Origin of the sequence: Pseudescherichia sp., from assembly GCF_031987975.1 — a bacterium.
Classification (GTDB): Bacteria; Pseudomonadota; Gammaproteobacteria; order Enterobacterales; family Enterobacteriaceae; genus Pseudescherichia.
In genome coordinates, this window is record NZ_DALZYX010000006.1 from 241046 (window position 1) to 261161 (window position 20116).

Consider the following 20116-nt stretch of genomic DNA (forward strand, 5'->3'; position numbering starts at 1 on the left):
CGTGCTCGAAAGAATTAAAGTCTGCTTTACGGAAAGTATTCAAACCCAGATTGCGGCGGCGGAAGCCCTGCCGGATGCGATCTCCCGTGCTGCCATGACGCTGGTTCACTCCCTGCTTAACGGTAACAAAATCCTCTGCTGTGGCAACGGCACCTCTGCCGCCAACGCCCAGCATTTTGCTGCCAGCATGATCAATCGCTTCGAAACCGAGCGTCCGAGCCTGCCGGCAATTGCACTAAATACCGATAACGTGGTCTTAACCGCGATCGCCAACGATCGGCTGCATGATGAGATCTATGCCAAACAGGTACGCGCACTCGGCCATGCCGGCGACGTACTGCTGGCAATCTCCGCCCGGGGTAACAGCCGGGATATCGTAAAGGCCGTTGAGGCAGCCGTCACCCGCGATATGACCATCGTTGCCCTCACCGGCTACGACGGCGGCGAGCTGGCGGGTCTTCTTGGGCCACAGGATGTCGAAATTCGTATTCCTTCCCATCGCAGCGCACGCATCCATGAGATGCATATGCTGACGGTGAACTGCCTTTGCGATCTGATTGATAACACGCTTTTTCCTCACCAGGATGATTAAGGAGTAGACATGAAGGCATTTACGCCCCTTGCGGTAATACTCTCCGCGCTGCTGCTTCAGGGATGTGTTGCAGCGGCCGTGGTCGGCAGCGCTGCCGTAGGCACCAAAGCAGCGACCGATCCGCGTACCGTGGGCACGCAGGTTGATGACGGAACGCTGGAGCTACGCGTTAACAGCGCGCTGGCTAAAGATGAGCAAATTAAGAAGAGCGCACGCATTAACGTGACCGCTTACCAGGGGAAAGTCCTGCTGGTCGGCCAGGCGCCGAATACCGAACTGGCCTCGCGTGCGAAGCAGATTGCGATGGGCGTCGAGGGGGCAACGGAGGTCTATAACGAGATCCGCCAGGGCCAGCCGATTAGCCTGGGCACCGCCTCGTCAGATACCTGGATCACCACCAAGGTCCGTTCCCAGCTGCTGGGTAGCGATCAGGTGAAATCGTCGAACGTGAAGGTGACCACCGAAAACGGCGAGGTGTTCCTGCTGGGGCTGGTAACAGAGCGTGAAGGCCGCGCCGCTGCCGATACTGCCAGCCGCGTGTCGGGCGTCAAGCACGTCACCACGGCGTTTACGTTTATCAAATAATGTTGATAAGCCGGATGGTATAGTGCCATCCGGCGATTTATCACAGCAAAGCAATCCCGCCCACAATCATCCCCCCTACTATCACCAGCCCACCGGTTAGCCACAGCGCCTTCGCCGGGAAGGATTTGCGCAGCATAATCAGCGACGGCAGGCTTACCGCCGGCAGCGTGATGAGCAGCGCCAGAGCCGGAGCCATGCCCATCCCCGCCATCATCATGGTCTGTACAATAGGAATTTCCGCTGCCGTTGGGATCACAAACAGGCAGCCCACGATAGCCATTGCCACGACCCACATCAGTGAGTTGTCGATAGCGCCGTCGGCGTGAGGGAAAAGCCACACCCGCGCCGCACCCAGTAGCAGCACCGCCAAAATATAGACAGGAATTGTGCTCCAGAATAGCGTCCACAGCGCCCGGCCCCAGCGCGCCATAAATCCGCCCTGCGGCTCGGCGGCGGTGACCGCTTCAGGCAGCGGCGACGGTCGGTCGCTCTCTTTCACCCAGCGCTGCACCAGCAGAGCAACCCCCGGCACAATTGCCAGACCGGCTACGAGGCGGATCAGGGCGAAGTGCCAGCCCAGCACAAAGCCCATAAACACTAACGTAGCCGGGTTAAGCAGCGGATTACCCATCCAGAACGCCAGCGCGCCACCCATTGACACCTGCTGACGGCGCAGCCCGGCGGTAACCGGCGCGGCGCAGCAGGAGCACATCATCCCTGGCAGGGAGAAGAGCGTGCCAAACAGCGTGCCGCCGACGCGCTTCTGGCCCAGGGTACGCAGCAGCCAGTCGCGGGGAATAAGCACCTGCACCAGCGAGCCGAGCAGCACGCCCAGTACGGCTGCTTTCCAGACCGCGAGGAAGTAGATCATGGCGTAGTCGAGCGCGGCTCGCAGCGGATTGGCTTCGGCGTTGGCAAGAATGGATTTGCCGATGCTGTGTGTCTCAGCGGCGGTAAAAGCTTTACCGTAGTAGGGCTGCCACTTTACGTACCAAAGCCCAACGATAAGAACGAAAAAAAAGAGCGCGGGCTTCCACCATTGGACAGGTGCTGCCGCCTGAGATGAAGACTGACCAGTCATTGCATTCCCCGGAAAGATGTATGGATTATTATTGGCCGGAAGATACTACGCCTGACTGGACACTTTTGGAAACAGTTAATTCTCCTCACCGATGGCAATCGCATGCAGCTGTTCAGAGGTCAAAAAAGTGACCCTCTCACGACAGGGGGAGAACGCCGTCAGCAGCATCGCCCGCGCCACGTCTCGGGCCTCAATGGATTTCCACTTGCCGGGCAGCAGGTGCAGCATTGGTCCCAGCAGGGACTCACCAAACCGCTGTTTTGCCCGGCGGCCCAGCAGCATCGCCGGACGAGCAACGGTCAGGCGCGGCCAATCCTGGGCGATTAGCGCCTCCTCCATCTTCCCCTTCACCCGGTTATAGAAAAAGGGCGAGCCGGCATTCGCACCCATCGCGCTAACCACTAGCATATGCTTGGCGCCAAGCCGCAATCCGGCCAGCGCGGTATCCACCACCAGGGTGTAGTCGGCATGGATAAACGCCTCTTTGCTGCCCGCTTCCCGGCGGGTCGTGCCGAGGCAGCAGAAAACGATGTCAATCGGCTCGGTAACCTGGGCCAGCGCATCGGTGAGCTGACGATCGCAGGGGTTAAAGACCCCCGGCATGCCCAACAGCGGCCGCCGCGTCGGGGCGGCAATATAGTTGACCCGCGGCTCCTGAATGAGCATACGCAACAGGTGGGAGCCAACCAGCCCGGTCGCTCCAGTAATCAGTACCTGACTCATCTCGCCTCCTTTTGCAGATTAGTCCGCCTTGCAATGTGAGGTCGCTGAACCACACTTATTCATACGTCATTATTAACGATAGATGGCGAAATAACCCATCCAGAGCTAAAACAATGGAGGAAACATGGGCAAGAAAATCGCAGTCTTGATCACTGACGACTTTGAAGATTCAGAATTTACTTCCCCGGCCGAGGCGTACCGTAAAGCGGGCCACGAAGTTATCACCATTGAGAAGGAAGCCGGGAAAACCGTGAAGGGGAAACAGGGCGAAGCCAGCATCACCATCGATAAGTCGATTGATGAGGTAACTCCAGCGGAGTTTGACGCCCTGCTGCTGCCAGGCGGCCACTCTCCGGACTCCCTGCGCGGCGACGAGCGCTTTGTGACCTTTACCCGCGACTTCGTGAACTCCGGTAAGCCGGTATTTGCCATCTGCCACGGTCCGCAGCTACTGATCAGTGCCGAAGTGGTACGCGGGCGCAAGCTGACGGCGGTTAAGCCGATCGTTATCGATCTGAAAAACGCCGGCGTGGAGTTCTACGATCAGGAAGTGGTCAATGATAACGACCAGCTGATCACCAGCCGTACGCCTGACGATCTGCCCGCGTTTAACCGGGAAACTCTGCGTCTACTGGGGAACTGATCCCCGTAGCCAGTGAAGCTTTTTGCCAAAGCCCAGGGTGTTGTCGGTAAACTTTATTTCGTCCAGTAAGATCTCCCATACCGGGGCCGACATCGCTCTGGCAACCGGAAAGCGACGGTTATAGTGCTCACGCGCGGCCTCGCTTTCCGCTCCCTCCAGACGCCGGATCACACCTTTAAACTGCACGCCGCGAATGAGGGCGACCGTCTTCGGCTGGCCGTTAACCGTACCCGCAACCGGCGCGCGACTACCGCTCATTTGCGCATGACGGGTGCGATCCTCACTCATCACATAGAAGGCGACCCGCTGCGGATCGTAGTGATAGAAGGCGTTAGCGCACCACAGATCGCCTTCGCTGGCAACGCACCAGGTCACCACGTGCTGCTTTGCCAACCAGCGATGAATGGCGGCGAGAGTTTCCATTTTTTATCTACCTCATGCTAAGGTGCGTTCACCTAATCCGGTTGAATCACGCTATGACGCCCTGGTTTTTATATCTTATCCGTACCGCCGATGATGCCCTCTATACGGGCATTACCACTGATGTTGCCCGTCGCTTCACCCAGCATCAGACAGGGAAAGGCGCCAAGGCACTGCGCGGCAAGGGGGAACTGCGGTTGGCCTTCTCGGCACAAGTAGGTGAGCGCTCACTAGCGTTAAAGATCGAGTACCGAATAAAACAGCTAACGAAGCGCCAGAAAGAGCGCCTCGTTGCCGGAGATGAATCGTTTGAGACGCTACTGGCGGCATTGCAGCCCCAGCCGCTTAAAAACGATTAAAGTGTTCGTGGTACTCCACCAGGCCATGCACGCCGTTTAAAGCATCATCCGCCAGGCGATGCACCTGGAAGGCGCTCTCCGTGCCCGGCCAGCGGCAGTGGAGATCGTAGTGTGCCGCCCGCTCAAAGCCGAGACGCTGATAGAAGTCAGCATTACCCAGCGCAACCACGGCGGCATAGCCGAACTCGTTGAGTGAGTCCAGCCCCTCATAGACCAGCTGGCGAGCAAGCCCCTGGCCACGATAGTGCTCGTCTACTGCCAGCGGCGCAAGGCCGACCCACTGCAGATCTTCGCCCTCTACGTCCACCGGGCTAAAGGCGACGTAGCCAACAACCTGACCTTCATCGTCAGTGGCGACAAGCCCCAGGGTAATCAAGCCGTCTTCCCGCAGGGAGTGGACCAGGTTAGCTTCGCTATCCCCGTCGAACGCGCGGCGGAGAAGTGCATCAATGCCTGGCGCATCGATAGGTATTTCGACTCGAATTAGCATGGCTCACCTACAGAATTTGGTTTAGTCGCAGGCGGCGCTTGCAGGCCAGCCTCGACGAACTCCGCCAGTTGCAGCAGCATGATGCGCAGCGGTTTAGGCATCTGCTCCAGCTCAATAGCGTCCATCAGGTTCTTAACGTATAACCCCAGTTCGGTATCGCCCTCAATCACCAGTCGGCGCTGGAAGAATAGCGTGTCCGGATCCTGCTTACGTGCGGCAATCATCAGCAGATCGCTGGCGTCAGCGCTAAAGCTGGCGTCGGCAGCAGCGGACTCACGCACAATTAACTGCTCATTCTCAACGGAAGTAAACCACCTGAGGCCAATATCGCGCACTTCAATACTTAACCAGCGGCCCTCAAGGAAAGCCAGCTCACCGTCCGCCAGCGCCTGCTGGAACTGCCAGCGCAGAAGTTGCTCCAACGCCTGGCGTTTAAGCGCAAAAGGCGCAAGCTTCATCGGCACGCGCAGCAGAGACGGTGCGGCATGAACGAGACGTGAGCGCAGTATATCCAACACAAGCTTTACTCCCTGATATGAAAAGTCTGGCTATTCTGCCATAACCCCGAACTCACATAGCGGCATAAATCAACAATTGCGCAGATGAAACTACCCCCTATTACCCCCATCAATACGCGATTAGCTGCCTTAAATCAAAAATTGTCGCCGAAGGGTTAACTAAAATCCCAGTTCGTTAACAATTTTGCACCTTAGCGGTGCGCGTGGGCCACCCGGCCCCTGACCTGGGATACACTATGGAGTTGCTCTGCCCGGCCGGAAATCTACCGGCGTTAAAGGCGGCTATCGAAAACGGTGCCGACGCTGTTTATATAGGCCTGAAGGATGATACCAACGCCCGCCATTTTGCGGGTCTCAACTTCACCGAGAAGAAGCTGCAGGAAGCAGTCAATTTTGTCCACCAGCGGCGTAAAAAGCTGCATATTGCGATCAATACTTTTGCCCACCCCGACGGCTACGCTCGCTGGCAGCGAGCGGTGGATATGGCCGCCCAGCTGGGGGCTGACGCGCTGATCCTCGCCGATCTGGCGATGCTGGAGTACGCCGCCGAGCGCTATCCGCATATTGAACGCCACGTTTCGGTTCAGGCCTCCGCCACTAACGACGAGGCGATCCGCTTCTACCACCGCCACTTTGACGTTGCCCGCGTGGTACTGCCGCGTGTGCTGTCGATTCATCAAGTAAAACAGCTAGCCCGTACCTCGCCGGTGCCGCTGGAGGTGTTTGCCTTCGGTAGCCTGTGCATTATGGCCGAGGGACGCTGCTACCTCTCCTCCTGGTTAACCGGTGAATCGCCTAATACCGTAGGGGCCTGCTCCCCTGCCCGCTTTGTACGCTGGCAGCAGACGCCGCAGGGGCTGGAGTCGCGCCTTAATGAGGTGCTAATTGACCGCTATCAGGATGGCGAGAACGCAGGCTATCCGACGCTGTGCAAAGGCCGCTACCACGTTGACGGCGAGCGCTATCATGCTCTGGAGGAGCCAACCAGCCTGAATACGCTGGAGCTGCTGCCCGAGCTGTTGAAGGCAAATATCGCCTCGGTGAAGATTGAGGGACGCCAGCGCAGCCCGGCCTACGTCAGCCAGGTAGCAAAGGTGTGGCGTCAGGCCATCGACCGCTGCATGGCCTCACCGGAAAGCTATGCCCCACAGCTGGCATGGATGGAGACCCTCGGCGCGATGTCTGAAGGCACGCAGACAACCCTTGGCGCGTATCACCGTAAATGGCAGTGAGAGATAAAATGAAATATTCATTAGGACCGGTCCTCTATTACTGGTCAAAAGAGACGCTGGAGGATTTCTACCGGCAGGCGGCCAGCAGCAGCGCCGATACCATCTATCTGGGCGAAGCGGTATGCAGCAAGCGGCGGGCTACAAAAGTAGGCGACTGGCTGGCGATGGCTAAATCCCTCGCCGGGAGCGGTAAACAGGTCGTGCTCTCTACCCTGGCGCTGGTGCAGGCCGCCTCGGAGCTGGGCGAGCTTAAGCGCTACGTGGAGAATGGCGACTTTCTGCTGGAGGCAAGCGATCTGGGCGTGGTGAACATGTGCGCCGAACGTAAGCTGCCCTTCGTCGCCGGGCACGCCCTGAACTGCTATAACGCGGTCACCCTGCGCCTGCTGCTGAAGCAGGGCATGGTGCGCTGGTGTATGCCGGTGGAGCTGTCCCGCGACTGGCTGGCGAACCTGCTTGATCAGTGCGACGCGCTTGGCATCCGCGAGCAGTTTGAGGTAGAGGTATTGAGCTACGGCCATCTGCCGCTGGCCTACTCCGCCCGCTGCTTTACCGCCCGCTCCGAGGATCGCCCCAAGGACGAGTGCGAAACCTGCTGCATTAAGTATCCCACCGGGCGCAACGTGCTCACCCAGGAAAACCAGCAGGTGTTTGTCCTGAACGGCATCCAGACCATGAGCGGCTATATCTACAACCTCGGCAATGAGCTGATCTCCATGCAGGGGCTGGTGGATATGGTGCGCCTCTCACCGCTGGGGACGGAGACCTTTGCCATGCTTGACGCCTTCCGCGCCAATGAAAACGGTGCTGCGCCGCTGCCGCTGACGGCAAACAGCGACTGCAACGGCTACTGGAAGCGCCTCGCTGGCCTCGAGCTGGTATGAAAAAAGCTCACTTTGTTAACTACGGTAATCAATTTTTAATGCAGTATTAAAAGATTGCCGTCAACAAAGTGAGCATACGATGACTGACAAAACCGTTTCCTTCTCGGTGCTGGATTTAGCCCCGATCCCGCAGGGCGCTACGGCGCGTGATGCGTTCCACCGCTCCCTGGATTTAGCCCAGTTGGCAGAGAAGCGCGGCTATCGCCGCTTCTGGCTGGCCGAGCACCACAATATGACCGGCATCGCCAGCGCGGCGACGTCGGTGCTGATTGGCTACCTGGCCGCCAATACCCAGACGCTGCACCTTGGCTCCGGCGGCGTGATGCTGCCTAACCACGCCCCGCTGGTGATCGCCGAGCAGTTTGGCACGTTGAATACGCTCTATCCGGGACGTATCGATCTGGGCCTGGGCCGTGCGCCGGGCAGCGACCAGCGGACCATGATGGCCCTGCGCCGTCACATGAGTGGCGATATCGATAACTTCCCGCGCGACGTGGCGGAGCTGGTGGACTGGTTTGACGCCCGCGATCCGAATCCGCACGTCCGTCCGGTCCCGGGCTACGGGGAGAAGATCCCGGTGTGGCTGCTAGGCTCCAGCCTCTATAGCGCCCAGCTTGCTGCCCAGCTGGGGCTACCGTTTGCCTTTGCCTCGCACTTTGCCCCGGATATGCTCTTCCAGGCTCTGCACCTCTACCGCACCAACTTCAAGCCCTCGGCGCGGCTGGAGAAACCCTATGCGATGGTGTGCATTAACATTGTTGCCGCAGACAGCAACCGCGACGCGGAGTTTCTGTTTACCTCAATGCAGCAGGCGTTTGTGAAGCTGCGCCGGGGCGAAACCGGCCAGCTGCCAGCGCCGATTGCCGATATGGGATCCTTCTGGTCGCCGTCCGAGCAGTATGGCGTCCAGCAGGCGCTGAGCATGTCGCTGGTAGGAGATAAAACTAAAGTGCGTCACGGGCTGGAGTCGATTCTTCGTGAAACTCAGGCCGATGAGATCATGGTCAACGGCCAGATTTTCGATCATCAGGCGCGGCTGCATTCGTTCGAGCTGGCGATGCAGGTGAAAGAGGAATTATTGGGGTAGCTTTTTAATTGCCCGGTGGCGCTACGCTTACCGGGCCTACGGGTGTTATTGGTACACGGGTAACAGGTTAAAGCTGGAGAGCAGGTGTACCACAGCGTTAGCTACCCCGAACAGCAGGATCAGCGCAATCATCGGCTTGCCGCCCCAGACGCGGAACTTAGGGCTACCGAAGCGCTTACGTGATGCACGCGCCAGCAGCGCCGGAACGATGGCTGCCCAGATGGTGGCCGCCAGCCCGGCATAGCCAATGGCGTAGAGGAAGCCGTTCGGCCACAGCAGCCCACCGATAATCGGCGGCAGGAAAGTCAGCAGCGCGGTTTTAAAGCGGCCGCTGGCGGAGTCGTCAAAGCCAAAAAGATCGGCCAGGTAATCAAACAGCCCCAGCGTCACCCCCAGAAACGAACTGGCCACCGCAAAGTTAGAGAAGACGACCAGAAGCAGATCCAGACTGCGGCTGTTCAGCACGCCGCTCAGAGCCTGCACCAGCACGTCTATATTCCCTCCCTGCTGGGCAATGCCGATAAACGCCGGACGGGTGATATTTCCCATCGTCACCAGTAACCAGATGGTATACAGCCCCAGCGCCAGCAGCGAGCCATAGGCAATGCAGCGCGTAATCGTGCGCGGATCCTTGCCGTAGTACTTCATCAGGCTCGGCACGTTGCCGTGATAGCCAAACGAGGCGAGGCAGAACGGCAGAGTCATCAGCAGGTACGGCGTGTAGGAGGCGTTGCTTTCGGCCACGTTAAACAGCGTGGCAGGCTCGACGTGCCCCAGCAGGCTGCCAAAGGTGAGGAAGAAGGTGATGACCTTAGCGCCCAGCACGATGGCCGTCATGCGGCTAACCGCGCGGGTTGAGAGCCAGACAATAAACGCGACGATCAGCGCAAACCCCAGCCCCGCCAGGCGCGGCGAGACGTTGAGCGACATCTCTGAGAAGGTGTGATGCAGAATTGAGCCACTCGCCGAGATATAGGCGTAGGTCAGGATGTAGAGCACAAAGGCGATAGAGACGCCGTTGACCAGGTTCCAGCCCCTGCCCAGCAGGTCGCGGGTGATGGTGTCAAAGCTGGAGCCGATGCGGTAGTTGAGGTTGGCCTCAAGGATCATCAGCCCGGAGTGCAGCATACAGAACCAGGTAAAGACCAGCGCCGCAAGCGACCAGAAGAACCATGCGCCCGACATCACCACCGGCAGCGAAAACATCCCTGCGCCAATAATGGTTCCTGCGATGATCACCACGCCGCCAAGCAGCGATGGGGTCGTATGGGTGGTGGAAAGCGTAGCCATTCTTCTCTCTTCTCTCTAAAATGCGGTTCGCTGCGCATTGTACCAGTACATGAGTACATTACCGATAAAAAAAGCCCCGATTGTTGAGATCGGGGCTGTAACGCTTACTTTACAGTAACGTTGCTGTGCTTACACGCTTACGCGTCGTTGTTGAAACGACGGCGCGGTGTAGAAGCGTCATCACGGCGCGGACCGCGGCTTTCACGACGCTCACCGCTGAAGCGACCTGCACCGGCTGGTGCAGAACCTTCGCGACGCGGGCCACGACCGCCTTCACGACGCTCGCCGCCGCCGAAGCTACGACGTTCGCCAGCCGGACGGTCACCGCCACGGCGCTCACCACGTTCGTGCGGCTGTGCATCGCCCAGCAGCTGCATATTCATCGGCTTGTTAAGAATACGCGTGCGGGTGAAGTGCTGCAGAACTTCGCCCGGCATGCCTTTCGGCAGCTCGATGGTGGAGTGGGAAGCGAACAGCTTGATGTTACCAATGTAACGGCTGCTGATGTCGCCTTCGTTAGCAATAGCACCAACGATGTGACGAACTTCCACGCCGTCATCACGGCCCACTTCAATGCGATACAGCTGCATATCGCCAGCATCACGACGCTCGCGACGCGGACGGTCTTCACCACCACGCTCCGGACGGTCGCCACGCGGGCCACGATCGTTACGGTCGCCACGGCGCTCGAAACGGTCATCACGGTCGCGGAACTCACGCTTCGGACGCATCGGTGCGTCTGGCGGTACGATCAGCGAACGTTCGCCCTGAGCCATTTTCAGCAGCGCTGCAGCCAGGGTTTCGAGATCCAGCTCTTCACCTTCTGCGGTTGGCTTGATCTGCGCCAGCAGGCCACGGTACTGATCCAGATCGCTGCTCTCCAGCTGCTGCTGAACTTTAGCGGCGAATTTTTCCAGACGGCGTTTGCCCAGCAGCTCTGCGTTTGGCAGATCGGCTTCCGGAATGGTCAGCTTCATGGTGCGTTCGATGTTACGCAGCAGACGACGCTCGCGGTTCTCAACGAACAGCAGCGCACGGCCTGCACGGCCCGCACGACCGGTACGGCCGATACGGTGAACGTAAGACTCAGAGTCCATCGGGATGTCGTAGTTAACAACCAGGCTGATACGTTCCACGTCGAGGCCACGGGCCGCAACGTCGGTGGCGATCAGGATATCCAGACGACCATCTTTCAGACGCTCCAGGGTCTGCTCACGCAGCGCCTGGTTCATGTCACCGTTCAGCGCGGCGCTGTTATAGCCGCTACGCTCCAGCGCTTCAGCCACTTCCAGGGTCGCGTTTTTGGTACGGACGAAGATAATCGCCGCATCAAAATCTTCCGCTTCCAGGAAACGCACCAGCGCTTCGTTTTTACGCATGCCGTAAACAGACCAGTAGCTCTGGCTGATGTCCGGGCGAGTAGTTACGCTGGACTGAATGCGCACTTCCTGCGGCTCGTTCATAAAGCGGCGGGTGATGCGGCGGATCGCTTCCGGCATGGTGGCGGAGAAGAGCGCGGTCTGATGTTCAGCCGGGATCTGCGCCATGATGGTTTCAACGTCTTCGATGAAGCCCATACGCAGCATTTCGTCCGCTTCGTCCAGCACCAGGCCTTTCAGGCCGGAGAGGTTCAGCGTGCCACGTTTTAAGTGATCGAGCAGACGGCCCGGCGTACCCACAACAATCTGTGGGCCCTGGCGCAGGGCGCGCAGCTGCACGTCATAGCGCTGGCCGCCGTAAAGGGCAACCACGTTTACGCCGTGCATATGTTTAGAGAAGTCAGTCATCGCTTCAGCAACCTGAACGGCCAGTTCACGGGTTGGAGCGAGCACGAGGATCTGCGGCGCGCGCAGTTCCGGATCGATGTTGTTCAGCAGCGGCAGCGAGAACGCTGCGGTTTTACCGCTGCCGGTCTGGGCCATACCCAGCACGTCACGACCAGAGAGCAGGTGCGGGATGCACTCAGCCTGGATCGGAGAAGGTTTTTCGTAACCGAGATCGTTAAGCGCCTCAATAATAGAAGGTTTCAGCCCAAGATCGGAAAAAGTGGTTTCGAATTCAGCCATGTAGTACGAGTGCCTCAATGTCATTGGCGGCCAGTCTACATAACTCATCATGAAATTGATCTGCAATTTTCATTGAAAAGTGTGAACCGGCTCAAAGTAGGTGTATTGACGAACAACAACGCCCTCACCCGTGAAGATGATGGCAATCAAAAAGATTGTGGGCTGATGTTTATGTCGTCAGCTATTGCTGGTCCGATTCTGCCAGGTCGTCTTGCTCCTGGCCCAAGAGCGATAATTCCAACAATGCATAACGGTGCTCAACATAGTTGTGTACGTTGTTAGCAACCGCTAATTTGAACAGTGCCGTAGCGCTGTCCTTTTCCCCCAGACTTAGGTAGTACTTACCTAAATAGAAGTTGGTTTCACTGAGATGCTCAGCGAGCGAGGTGTTATCCGTTGCGTCCGCCTTCAGGCGTTCCATTAACGTTTTCTCGTCAATGTTGCCCAGGTAGAACTCGACAATGTTCCATCCCCATTGCTCCTTGTCCGATTTCTCGAAGCGCTGTTCCAGTGCTTCTTTCGCCTGCTTCTCATCGAGCTTCTGCTCGGCGAGATAAAGCCACAGGCTGCGGAAAGGATCGTTGGGATCGTCTTGATAAAACGCCAGCAGATCATCTTGCGCTAACTTGTCACGACCGCCGTAGTAGAGAGCGATACCGCGATTCAAGTGCGCGTAGTTGTAAGTTGGATCAAGCTCAAGTACAGAATCAAACGCTTCATAGGCAGCATCAAAATTGCCTGCCTGCGTTAAGTAAATGCCAAGGTAGTTAAACACCTCAGGCATATCGGGTCGGATTGCCAGCGCTTGTGAAAAATCATTTCGCGCTAGTGCCCTCAGACCGAGACTATCATACAACACTCCGCGCTCATATAAAAGCTGTGCGCGTTCATCATCGGTTAAAGCCCGACTGGCAAGAATTTGTTCCATACGTGCCAGAATCACTTCCTGCTGCAAAGTCGGTTGCAATGGCACTGCGAGGACTTCGTTCTTACGCCAGGCAGAGTTGCTGCATCCTGCCAGCGTTAGAGCTGTCGCAACGAAACACCAGCGCAAAAAAGGCTTCATTTCCTACTCCCGAAGACAACAAAAGGTTGAACGTCCTGTCCCCCGGCTGCAATGCTGGCATCCTGCCCGGTTGTAAAAGCTCCCCGCCAGCGGCGAGGAGCTAATGGCAACGTTACTCGCCCTGGTCTGCTGCCGGCGCCTGCGGCGCATCAGCGGACGGAGACTGCTCGGTTGCTTCTTTGATGCTCAGACGGACACGGCCCTGGCGATCAACTTCCAGAACTTTCACCGGTACTTCCTGACCCATCTGCAGGTAGTCGGTCACTTTCTCAACGCGCTTGTCAGCGATCTGAGAGATGTGTACCAGACCCTCTTTACCGCCGCCGATGGCAACGAACGCGCCAAAGTCAACGATACGGGTCACTTTACCATTGTAGATACGGCCAACTTCGATCTCGGCAGTGATCTCTTCGATACGGCGGATAGCGTATTTCGCTTTCTCGCCGTCGGTCGCTGCGATCTTCACGGTACCGTCATCTTCGATTTCGATGGTGGTGCCGGTCTCTTCGGTCAGCGCACGGATCACAGAGCCGCCTTTACCGATCACGTCTTTGATCTTGTCCGGGCTGATCTTAATGGTGTGGATACGCGGTGCGAACTGAGAGATGTCGCCACGCGGTGCGTTGATCGCCTGCTCCATCACGCCCAGGATATGCAGACGTGCACCTTTCGCCTGGTTCAGCGCAGCGTGCATGATCTCTTTGGTGATACCTTCAATTTTGATATCCATCTGCAGAGCAGAGATACCTTCACGGGAACCCGCTACTTTGAAGTCCATATCGCCGAGGTGATCTTCATCGCCCAGAATGTCAGACAGCACGACAAAGTTGTCGCCCTCTTTCACCAGACCCATCGCGATACCCGCAACGGCGGCTTTGATCGGCACACCGGCGTCCATCAGTGCCAGCGACGCGCCGCACACGGAAGCCATGGAGGAGGAGCCGTTGGATTCGGTGATCTCAGACACCACACGCACGGTGTACGGGAACTTCTCGATGTCCGGCATAACAGCCAGTACGCCGCGCTTCGCCAGACGACCGTGACCAATCTCACGACGCTTCGGCGAGCCAACCATACCGGTTTCACCTACGGAGTACGGAGGGAAGTTATAGTGGAACAGGAAGCTGTCGGTGCGATCGCCCATCAGCTCGTCGATGTTCTGCGCGTCACGTGCGGTACCCAGGGTCGCGGTAACCAGCGCCTGCGTTTCGCCACGGGTGAACAGCGCGGAGCCGTGAGTACGCGGCAGCACGCCAGTACGCACGTCCAGACCACGGATCATATCTTTTTCACGGCCGTCGATACGCGGCTCGCCAGCCAGTACGCGGCTACGCACCACGTTTTTCTCGATGGCGTGCAGGATGTCGCCCAGCTCGTTAGCGTCCAGAGATTCGTCTTCGGCAACCAGGGTAGCGATAGTTTCAGATTTGATCGCGTCAACCTGAGTGTAACGTTCCTGCTTGTCGGTGATGCGGTAAGCATCGCTCAGACGGGATTCTGCCAGGGCAGCAACGCGTGCGTTCAGCGCGTCGTTTGCCGCTTCCGGCTGCCAGTCCCAACGCGGTTTACCGGCTTCTTTCACCAGGTCGTTGATGTTCTGGATAACGATCTGCTGCTGCTCGTGGCCAAACACCACCGCGCCCAGCATCTGGTCTTCGCTCAGCAGTTCTGCTTCGGATTCAACCATCAGCACAGCTGCTTCGGTACCGGCAACTACCAGGTCCAGCTTGCTCTCTTTCAGCTCGTCCTGAGTCGGGTTCAGAACGTACTGGTCGTTGATGTAACCAACACGCGCAGAGCCGATCGGGCCGTTGAACGGAATACCGGACAGAGACAGGGCTGCGGAAGCACCAATCATGGCCACGATGTCCGGGTTAACCTGCGGGTTAACGGAGACAACGGTAGCGATAACCTGAACTTCGTTTACGAAGCCTTCCGGGAACAGCGGACGAACCGGGCGGTCAATCAGACGCGCGATCAGGGTTTCGCCTTCGCTTGGACGGCCTTCACGACGGAAGAAGCCACCTGGGATTTTACCGGCAGCGTAGGTACGCTCCTGGTAGTTAACGGTCAGCGGGAAGAAGTCCTGGCCCGGCTTCGCTTTTTTCTGGCCTACTACGGTTACGAATACCGCGGTGTCGTCCATGCTTACCATAACGGCTGCTGTCGCCTGACGCGCCATCATGCCGGTTTCCAGGGTTACGGTATGCTGACCGTACTGGAACTTACGAATGATCGGATTAAGCAAAATTTTACCCTTTCTTAAATGTTTGACAGCACACCTTGCGGCGTGCTGACGTTAAACCCGATCCTCAGTGCATCCTCGCGACTAATGACAACCGACACCCCCATGGGTGAAGCCTCTCATTAGCCGCGCGAACCTCTGCAACGAAGATCATTCAAAGCAACAATACAATAGTTTAGAGTGAATTGCTGCCGTCTGGTTGAAAAAAGGGGCCATAAGGCCCCTTTCTCTGAAACTCGCCAGACTTAGCGACGCAGACCCAGACGCTCGATCAGCGCAGTGTAGCGTGCAACATCTTTACGTTTCAGGTAGTCGAGCAGTTTACGACGCTGAGAAACCATACGCAGCAGACCACGACGGCTGTGGTGATCTTTTTTGTGCTCTGCAAAGTGACCCTGCAGGTGGTTGATCTGAGCAGTCAGCAGGGCAACCTGTACTTCGGTAGAACCGCTGTCATTTTCGCCACGACCGAACTCGGAAACGATTTTTGCTTTAGCTTCAACGCTTAGAGACATTTTGAACTCCAGAATTAAAAGAATGAAAGGATGCCGATCTCTAATTCAGCGATCCCAGATATAACGCCCGTTCACTGTTACCCAGCCAACGCGACGTTAAGCGGCAATATTCTACTCGCAGTACCCTGTTATCGCAAGGTAGCTGCATAAGCTTATGCCGCCGGATACTCTACGACAAGTCGACGCGGGGCGACGCGGCCCTCATCGTCCATCTCGCCCATGCCGATAAACTTGCCTTCGTCACCTTCCGTCACGCGCACCAGCCCGTCGAGCGGCGCGCCCGTGGTTCGTACCGGGTTACCGTTCTTGAAGTAGACCGACGACGTCAGCGGCAGGTTAACTACCGGGAAATCCGCAGCCGGACTGTCCATCGGCATCAGCAGCGGATCCAGCAGCTGCGCGGCTGGCCTCTCCTGCTGCTCCGCCTGGGCGACCAGTTCGTGCAGCTGCTCCAGGGTCACCATGCGATCGACCGGATAGGTGCTGACGGCCAGACGACGCAGGAAGGTCACGTGCGCCCCGCAGCCCAGCTTCTCACCGAGATCGTCAATGATAGTCCGGATATAGGTGCCTTTCGAGCAGTGTACTTCCAGCTCCAGCTCATTGCCTTCGTGGCGAATAAACAGCAGCTCATAGACGGTAATCGGCCGTGCTTCACGCGGCACCTCAATGCCCTGGCGCGCGTACTCATAGAGCTTTTTGCCCTGATACTTGAGCGCCGAGTACATCGACGGAACCTGCATCGTGTCGCCACGAAAACTTTCCAGCGCGTCAGCAAGCTGTTCCGCACTGAAGGTCACCGGACGCTCCTCCACGATCTCACCATCCGCATCGGAGGTGTCGGTGCGCTGGCCGAGGCGAGCAACGACCCGGTAGCGCTTATCTGAGTCCAGCAGGTACTGGGAAAACTTTGTCGCCTCGCCCAGGCAGATCGGCAGCATGCCGGTCGCCAGCGGATCCAGCGCGCCGGTGTGCCCGGCACGGTTGGCGTTATAGAGGCGCTTTACTTTTTGCAGCACGTCGTTGCTGGACATCCCCTGAGGCTTATCCAGCAGCAGCACGCCGTGCACGTCGCGACCGCGACGACGAGGACGACTCATTAGTCCTCCTTGCTGTCGTCCGGGTTGACGCGACGCTCATCGTCCTGTCGCACCACGTTGGTCACCAGGTTAGACATGCGCATCCCCTCGACCAGCGAGTTGTCGTAGAAGAAGGTCAGCTCCGGCACGATACGCAGGCGCATGGCTTTGCCCAGCAGCGTACGGATAAAGCCAGACGCTTCCTGCAACGCTTTGAGGCCCGCTTTTACCGCGTCCTCATCTTTGTCGTTCAGGAAGGTGACAAACACTTTGGCATAGGCCAGATCGCGGGACATTTCGACACCGGAAACGGTGGTCATCATGCCCAGACGCGGATCTTTGATTTCGCGCTGCAGGATCATCGCAATCTCTTTCTGCATCTCCTGGGCCACGCGCTGCGGGCGACCAAATTCTTTCGCCATAATAAATTCTCCAGACAAAAAAGGGGCTATTAGCCCCTTTTAATATGATTGCCGGGTGACGCGAGGCGATCCCGGCCTACACTTAGTCGATACTGCGTTTGATCTCGATGATCTCGAACACTTCGATCATATCGCCAACGCGAACGTCGTTGTAGTTCTTCACGCCGATACCACACTCCATGCCGTTACGGACTTCGTTAACGTCATCTTTGAAGCGGCGCAGGGACTCCAGCTCGCCTTCGTAGATAACCACGTTGTCGCGCAGAACGCGGATTGGGTTGTGGCGCTTGATGGTACCTTCGGTAACCATACAGCCCGCGATCGCACCGAATTTCGGTGATTTGAACACGTCACGCACTTCAGCCAGACCGATAATCTGCTGTTTCAGCTCAGGCGACAGCATACCGCTCATCGCTGCTTTCACTTCGTCGATCAGATGGTAGATGACGGAGTAGTAGCGCAGATCCAGGCTCTCAGCATCGATAACTTTACGCGCAGAGGCGTCAGCACGCACGTTGAAGCCAACCAGGATGGCGTTGGACGCCGCAGCCAGGGTTGCGTCGGTTTCGGTGATACCACCTACGCCGGAACCGATGATCTTCACTTTAACTTCGTCAGTAGAGAGTTTCAGCAAGGAGTCGGAGATCGCTTCCACAGAGCCTTGTACGTCAGCTTTCAGTACGACGTTCACTTCGTGAACTTCGCCCTCGGTCATGTTGGCAAACATGTTCTCGAGTTTAGATTTCTGCTGGCGCGCCAGTTTAACTTCACGGAATTTGCCCTGACGGTACAGCGCAACTTCACGCGCTTTCTTCTCGTCACGAACAACGGTGACTTCATCACCGGCAGCCGGAACACCGGACAGACCCAGGATTTCCACCGGAATGGACGGACCCGCTTCCAGCACTTCCTGACCCAGTTCGTTACGCATCGCACGCACGCGGCCATATTCGAAGCCACACAGAACGATATCGCCTTTGTTCAGCGTACCTTCACGCACCAGCACGGTAGCAACCGGACCACGACCTTTATCAAGGAAGGATTCGATGACCGCACCGCTCGCCATGCCTTTACGTACCGCTTTCAGCTCAAGAACTTCAGCCTGCAGCAGGATAGCGTTCAGCAGGTCGTCGATACCGGTACCCGCTTTCGCAGACACAGGGATGAACTGAGATTCACCGCCCCACTCTTCCGGCATAACGCCGTACTGGGAGAGTTCGTTCTTCACGCGGTCCATGTCAGCTTCTGGCTTATCGATTTTGTTCACCGCAACTACCAGCGGTACCTGCGCCGCTTTCGCGTGCTGGATCGCTTCGATGGTCTGCGGCATCACGCCGTCGTCAGCCGCTACCACCAGTACAACGATATCCGTTGCCTGCGCACCACGAGCACGCATGGAGGTAAACGCGGCGTGGCCCGGGGTATCCAGGAAGGTGATCATGCCGTTTTCGGTTTCTACGTGGTAAGCACCGATGTGCTGGGTAATACCACCCGCTTCGCCGGACGCCACTTTAGTAGAACGAATATAGTCAAGCAGCGAGGTTTTACCGTGGTCAACGTGACCCATGATGGTCACAACCGGTGCACGCGGCTCGGCCGCTGCGCCCGTATCACGGTCGCTCATTACTGCTTCTTCCAGCTCGTTTTCACGACGCAGGATAACCTTGTGGCCCATCTCTTCGGCAACCAGCTGTGCGGTTTCCTGATCGATGACCTGGTTGATGGTCGCCATTGCGCCCAGTTTCATCATCGCTTTGATGACCTGAGAGCCTTTAACGGCCATCTTGTTCGCCAGATCGCCAACGGTGATGGTTTCGCCGATCACAACGTCACGGTTAACAGCCTGAGCCGGCTTCTGGAAGCCCTGCTGCAGGGAAGAACCTTTACGTTGCTTACCGCCTTTACCGCCACGGCCCGCTGCACGCGCTTCTTCACGGTCAGCTTTGGATTCAGCGTGTTTATTGCCCTTCTTCTGAGGACGGGCAGCTTTCGCAGCGGTACGGGTACGGCCACGGCCGCCTTCTACTTCACGATCGTTTTCATCTTCAGCCTGGCGAGCATGCTGAGAGGTTGTCACGTGATAATCGCTGGTGTCTTCGGTTTCTGCAGGTTCGATAACCCCGTTCCTCTCATTTTCTTCCGCCATACGGCGTGCTTCTTCTGCTACGCGACGTGCTTCTTCTTCAAGCTTACGACGCGCCTCTTCTTCAGCTTTACGCTTCAGCTCTTGCGCTTCGGCTTCACGACGCGCTTTTTCAGCCTGGGCAGCTTTGGTCATTTCGTCAGATGGTTGATTGCTCACTTTGCTCGTTTCCGCAGCGTCGCGCTTCGCCGTATCAGCGGTGTCGCGTTTCGCTTTTTCTTCGGCTTCGCGCTTCGCTTTCTCTTGTGCGTCACGCTTGGCTTTGTCCTCAGCTTCACGCTTCGCAGCTTCCTCTGCTTCACGCGTTGCCTTCTCTTCCGCTTCGCGCTTCGCCTCTTCTTCCGCGGCGAGACGTTCAGCCTCTTGCGGATCGCGTTTCACAAAGGTGCGCTTTTTACGGACTTCGATCTGCACCGATTTACTCTTCCCGCCGGTGCCTGGGATATTCAGCGTGCTGCGCGTTTTGCGCTGCAGCGTCAGCTTGTCCGGCGCGGAACCGTGTTCACGGTTCAGGTGCGCCAGCAGCGTCTGTTTCTCTTGTGCTGTTACTGAGTCTTCAGCAGCCTTCGGGATCCCTGCATCAGCAAATTGCTGTACCAGGCGGTCCACGGAGGTCTGAATCTCAGCGGCCAGCGCTTTTACGGTTACATCTGTCATGCTGTTCCTTCCTGCTACA

21 protein-coding genes are annotated in these 20116 nt (G+C 57.5%); 7 read left to right on the forward strand and 14 right to left on the reverse strand.

The features are described from left to right. The first annotated feature begins 1 nt into the window (after position 1). The gene (gene diaA / locus RTN40_RS12780; protein ID WP_103821315.1) at positions 2–592 is read left to right on the forward strand and encodes a DnaA initiator-associating protein DiaA; all 591 of its coding nucleotides are present in this window, start codon (positions 2–4) and stop codon (positions 590–592) included. Between the two features lie 9 nt (positions 593–601). Then, a complete protein-coding gene (gene dolP, locus RTN40_RS12785; RefSeq protein WP_312228788.1) occupies positions 602–1177 on the forward strand; it encodes a division/outer membrane stress-associated lipid-binding lipoprotein in 576 nt (191 codons plus the stop codon). A 40-nt stretch (positions 1178–1217) separates the two neighbouring features. Here dolP and RTN40_RS12790 read toward each other — a convergent pair whose 3' ends face one another. Further along, positions 1218–2258: a permease gene (locus RTN40_RS12790; RefSeq protein ID WP_312228789.1), complete on the reverse strand. Its 1041-nt coding sequence runs from the start codon at positions 2256–2258 to the stop codon at positions 1218–1220. 75 nt (positions 2259–2333) lie between these two features. After that, on the reverse strand, positions 2334–2981 hold the full coding sequence (locus tag RTN40_RS12795) for an NAD-dependent epimerase/dehydratase family protein (RefSeq protein WP_312228790.1): 648 nt from the start codon (positions 2979–2981) through the stop codon (positions 2334–2336). A gap of 124 nt (positions 2982–3105) precedes the next feature. Here RTN40_RS12795 and RTN40_RS12800 point away from each other — a divergent pair, with 124 nt between their 5' ends. Next, on the forward strand, positions 3106–3624 hold the full coding sequence (locus RTN40_RS12800; protein WP_312228791.1) for a type 1 glutamine amidotransferase domain-containing protein: 519 nt from the start codon (positions 3106–3108) through the stop codon (positions 3622–3624). On the opposite strand, the gene RTN40_RS12805 is transcribed toward RTN40_RS12800, so the two are convergent. Continuing rightward, the gene (locus tag RTN40_RS12805) at positions 3610–4047 is read right to left on the reverse strand and encodes a YhbP family protein (protein WP_312228792.1); all 438 of its coding nucleotides are present in this window, start codon (positions 4045–4047) and stop codon (positions 3610–3612) included. The two genes, RTN40_RS12800 and RTN40_RS12805, sit on opposite strands and share 15 nt — an antisense overlap. 53 nt (positions 4048–4100) lie before the next feature. Here RTN40_RS12805 and RTN40_RS12810 point away from each other — a divergent pair, with 53 nt between their 5' ends. Further along, positions 4101–4403: a GIY-YIG nuclease family protein gene (locus RTN40_RS12810; RefSeq protein ID WP_312228793.1), complete on the forward strand. Its 303-nt coding sequence runs from the start codon at positions 4101–4103 to the stop codon at positions 4401–4403. Here RTN40_RS12810 and RTN40_RS12815 read toward each other — a convergent pair. Both RTN40_RS12815 and RTN40_RS12820 read right to left on the reverse strand, forming a co-directional pair. Beyond that, positions 4390–4893, reverse strand: coding sequence for an N-acetyltransferase (locus RTN40_RS12815; RefSeq protein WP_312228794.1), 504 nt, complete (start codon positions 4891–4893; stop codon positions 4390–4392). The two genes, RTN40_RS12810 and RTN40_RS12815, sit on opposite strands and share 14 nt — an antisense overlap. Beyond that, complete coding sequence (locus tag RTN40_RS12820) at positions 4887–5411, reverse strand: SCP2 domain-containing protein (protein WP_312228795.1); 525 nt, start codon at positions 5409–5411, stop codon at positions 4887–4889. The genes RTN40_RS12815 and RTN40_RS12820 overlap by 7 nt, the downstream gene beginning before the upstream one ends. A gap of 236 nt (positions 5412–5647) precedes the next feature. On the opposite strand from RTN40_RS12820, the gene RTN40_RS12825 reads away from it, so the two are divergent. The 3 genes from RTN40_RS12825 to RTN40_RS12835 all read left to right on the forward strand — a co-directional run bounded on the left by RTN40_RS12825 (position 5648) and on the right by RTN40_RS12835 (position 8614). After that, the gene (locus RTN40_RS12825; protein ID WP_312228796.1) at positions 5648–6643 is read left to right on the forward strand and encodes a peptidase U32 family protein; all 996 of its coding nucleotides are present in this window, start codon (positions 5648–5650) and stop codon (positions 6641–6643) included. Further along, positions 6634–7527 (forward strand): U32 family peptidase, encoded by an 894-nt coding sequence (locus RTN40_RS12830; RefSeq protein ID WP_312228797.1) that lies wholly within the window; start codon positions 6634–6636, stop codon positions 7525–7527. Before RTN40_RS12825 ends, RTN40_RS12830 begins: the two co-directional genes overlap by 10 nt. A 79-nt stretch (positions 7528–7606) precedes the next feature. Continuing rightward, positions 7607–8614, forward strand: coding sequence for a luciferase-like monooxygenase (locus RTN40_RS12835; protein ID WP_312212215.1), 1008 nt, complete (start codon positions 7607–7609; stop codon positions 8612–8614). A gap of 45 nt (positions 8615–8659) precedes the next feature. Here RTN40_RS12835 and mtr read toward each other — a convergent pair whose 3' ends face one another. The 9 genes from mtr to infB form a co-directional block, all read right to left on the reverse strand. Further along, positions 8660–9904, reverse strand: coding sequence for a tryptophan permease (gene mtr / locus RTN40_RS12840; RefSeq protein WP_312228798.1), 1245 nt, complete (start codon positions 9902–9904; stop codon positions 8660–8662). A 137-nt stretch (positions 9905–10041) separates the two neighbouring features. After that, the gene (locus RTN40_RS12845) at positions 10042–11970 is read right to left on the reverse strand and encodes a DEAD/DEAH family ATP-dependent RNA helicase (RefSeq protein WP_312228799.1); all 1929 of its coding nucleotides are present in this window, start codon (positions 11968–11970) and stop codon (positions 10042–10044) included. Beyond that, positions 11963–12043: a protein YrbN gene (gene yrbN / locus RTN40_RS12850; RefSeq protein WP_131406004.1), complete on the reverse strand. Its 81-nt coding sequence runs from the start codon at positions 12041–12043 to the stop codon at positions 11963–11965. Before yrbN ends, RTN40_RS12845 begins: the two co-directional genes overlap by 8 nt. Before the next feature lie 108 nt (positions 12044–12151). After that, entirely contained in the window at positions 12152–13036 is an 885-nt protein-coding gene (nlpI, locus tag RTN40_RS12855) for a lipoprotein NlpI (RefSeq protein WP_042390165.1), read from the reverse strand. 112 nt (positions 13037–13148) lie between these two features. Continuing rightward, entirely contained in the window at positions 13149–15284 is a 2136-nt protein-coding gene (gene pnp, locus RTN40_RS12860) for a polyribonucleotide nucleotidyltransferase (protein ID WP_103821329.1), read from the reverse strand. 242 nt (positions 15285–15526) lie between these two features. Beyond that, the gene (rpsO, locus tag RTN40_RS12865; protein WP_004385056.1) at positions 15527–15796 is read right to left on the reverse strand and encodes a 30S ribosomal protein S15; all 270 of its coding nucleotides are present in this window, start codon (positions 15794–15796) and stop codon (positions 15527–15529) included. A 152-nt stretch (positions 15797–15948) separates the two neighbouring features. Continuing rightward, a complete protein-coding gene (gene truB / locus RTN40_RS12870; RefSeq protein ID WP_312228800.1) occupies positions 15949–16896 on the reverse strand; it encodes a tRNA pseudouridine(55) synthase TruB in 948 nt (315 codons plus the stop codon). After that, positions 16896–17297, reverse strand: coding sequence for a 30S ribosome-binding factor RbfA (rbfA, locus tag RTN40_RS12875; RefSeq protein ID WP_103821331.1), 402 nt, complete (start codon positions 17295–17297; stop codon positions 16896–16898). Before rbfA ends, truB begins: the two co-directional genes overlap by 1 nt. Positions 17298–17379: 82 nt before the next feature. Continuing rightward, on the reverse strand, positions 17380–20097 hold the full coding sequence (gene infB / locus RTN40_RS12880; RefSeq protein WP_312212006.1) for a translation initiation factor IF-2: 2718 nt from the start codon (positions 20095–20097) through the stop codon (positions 17380–17382). Positions 20098–20116 lie beyond the last annotated feature (19 nt).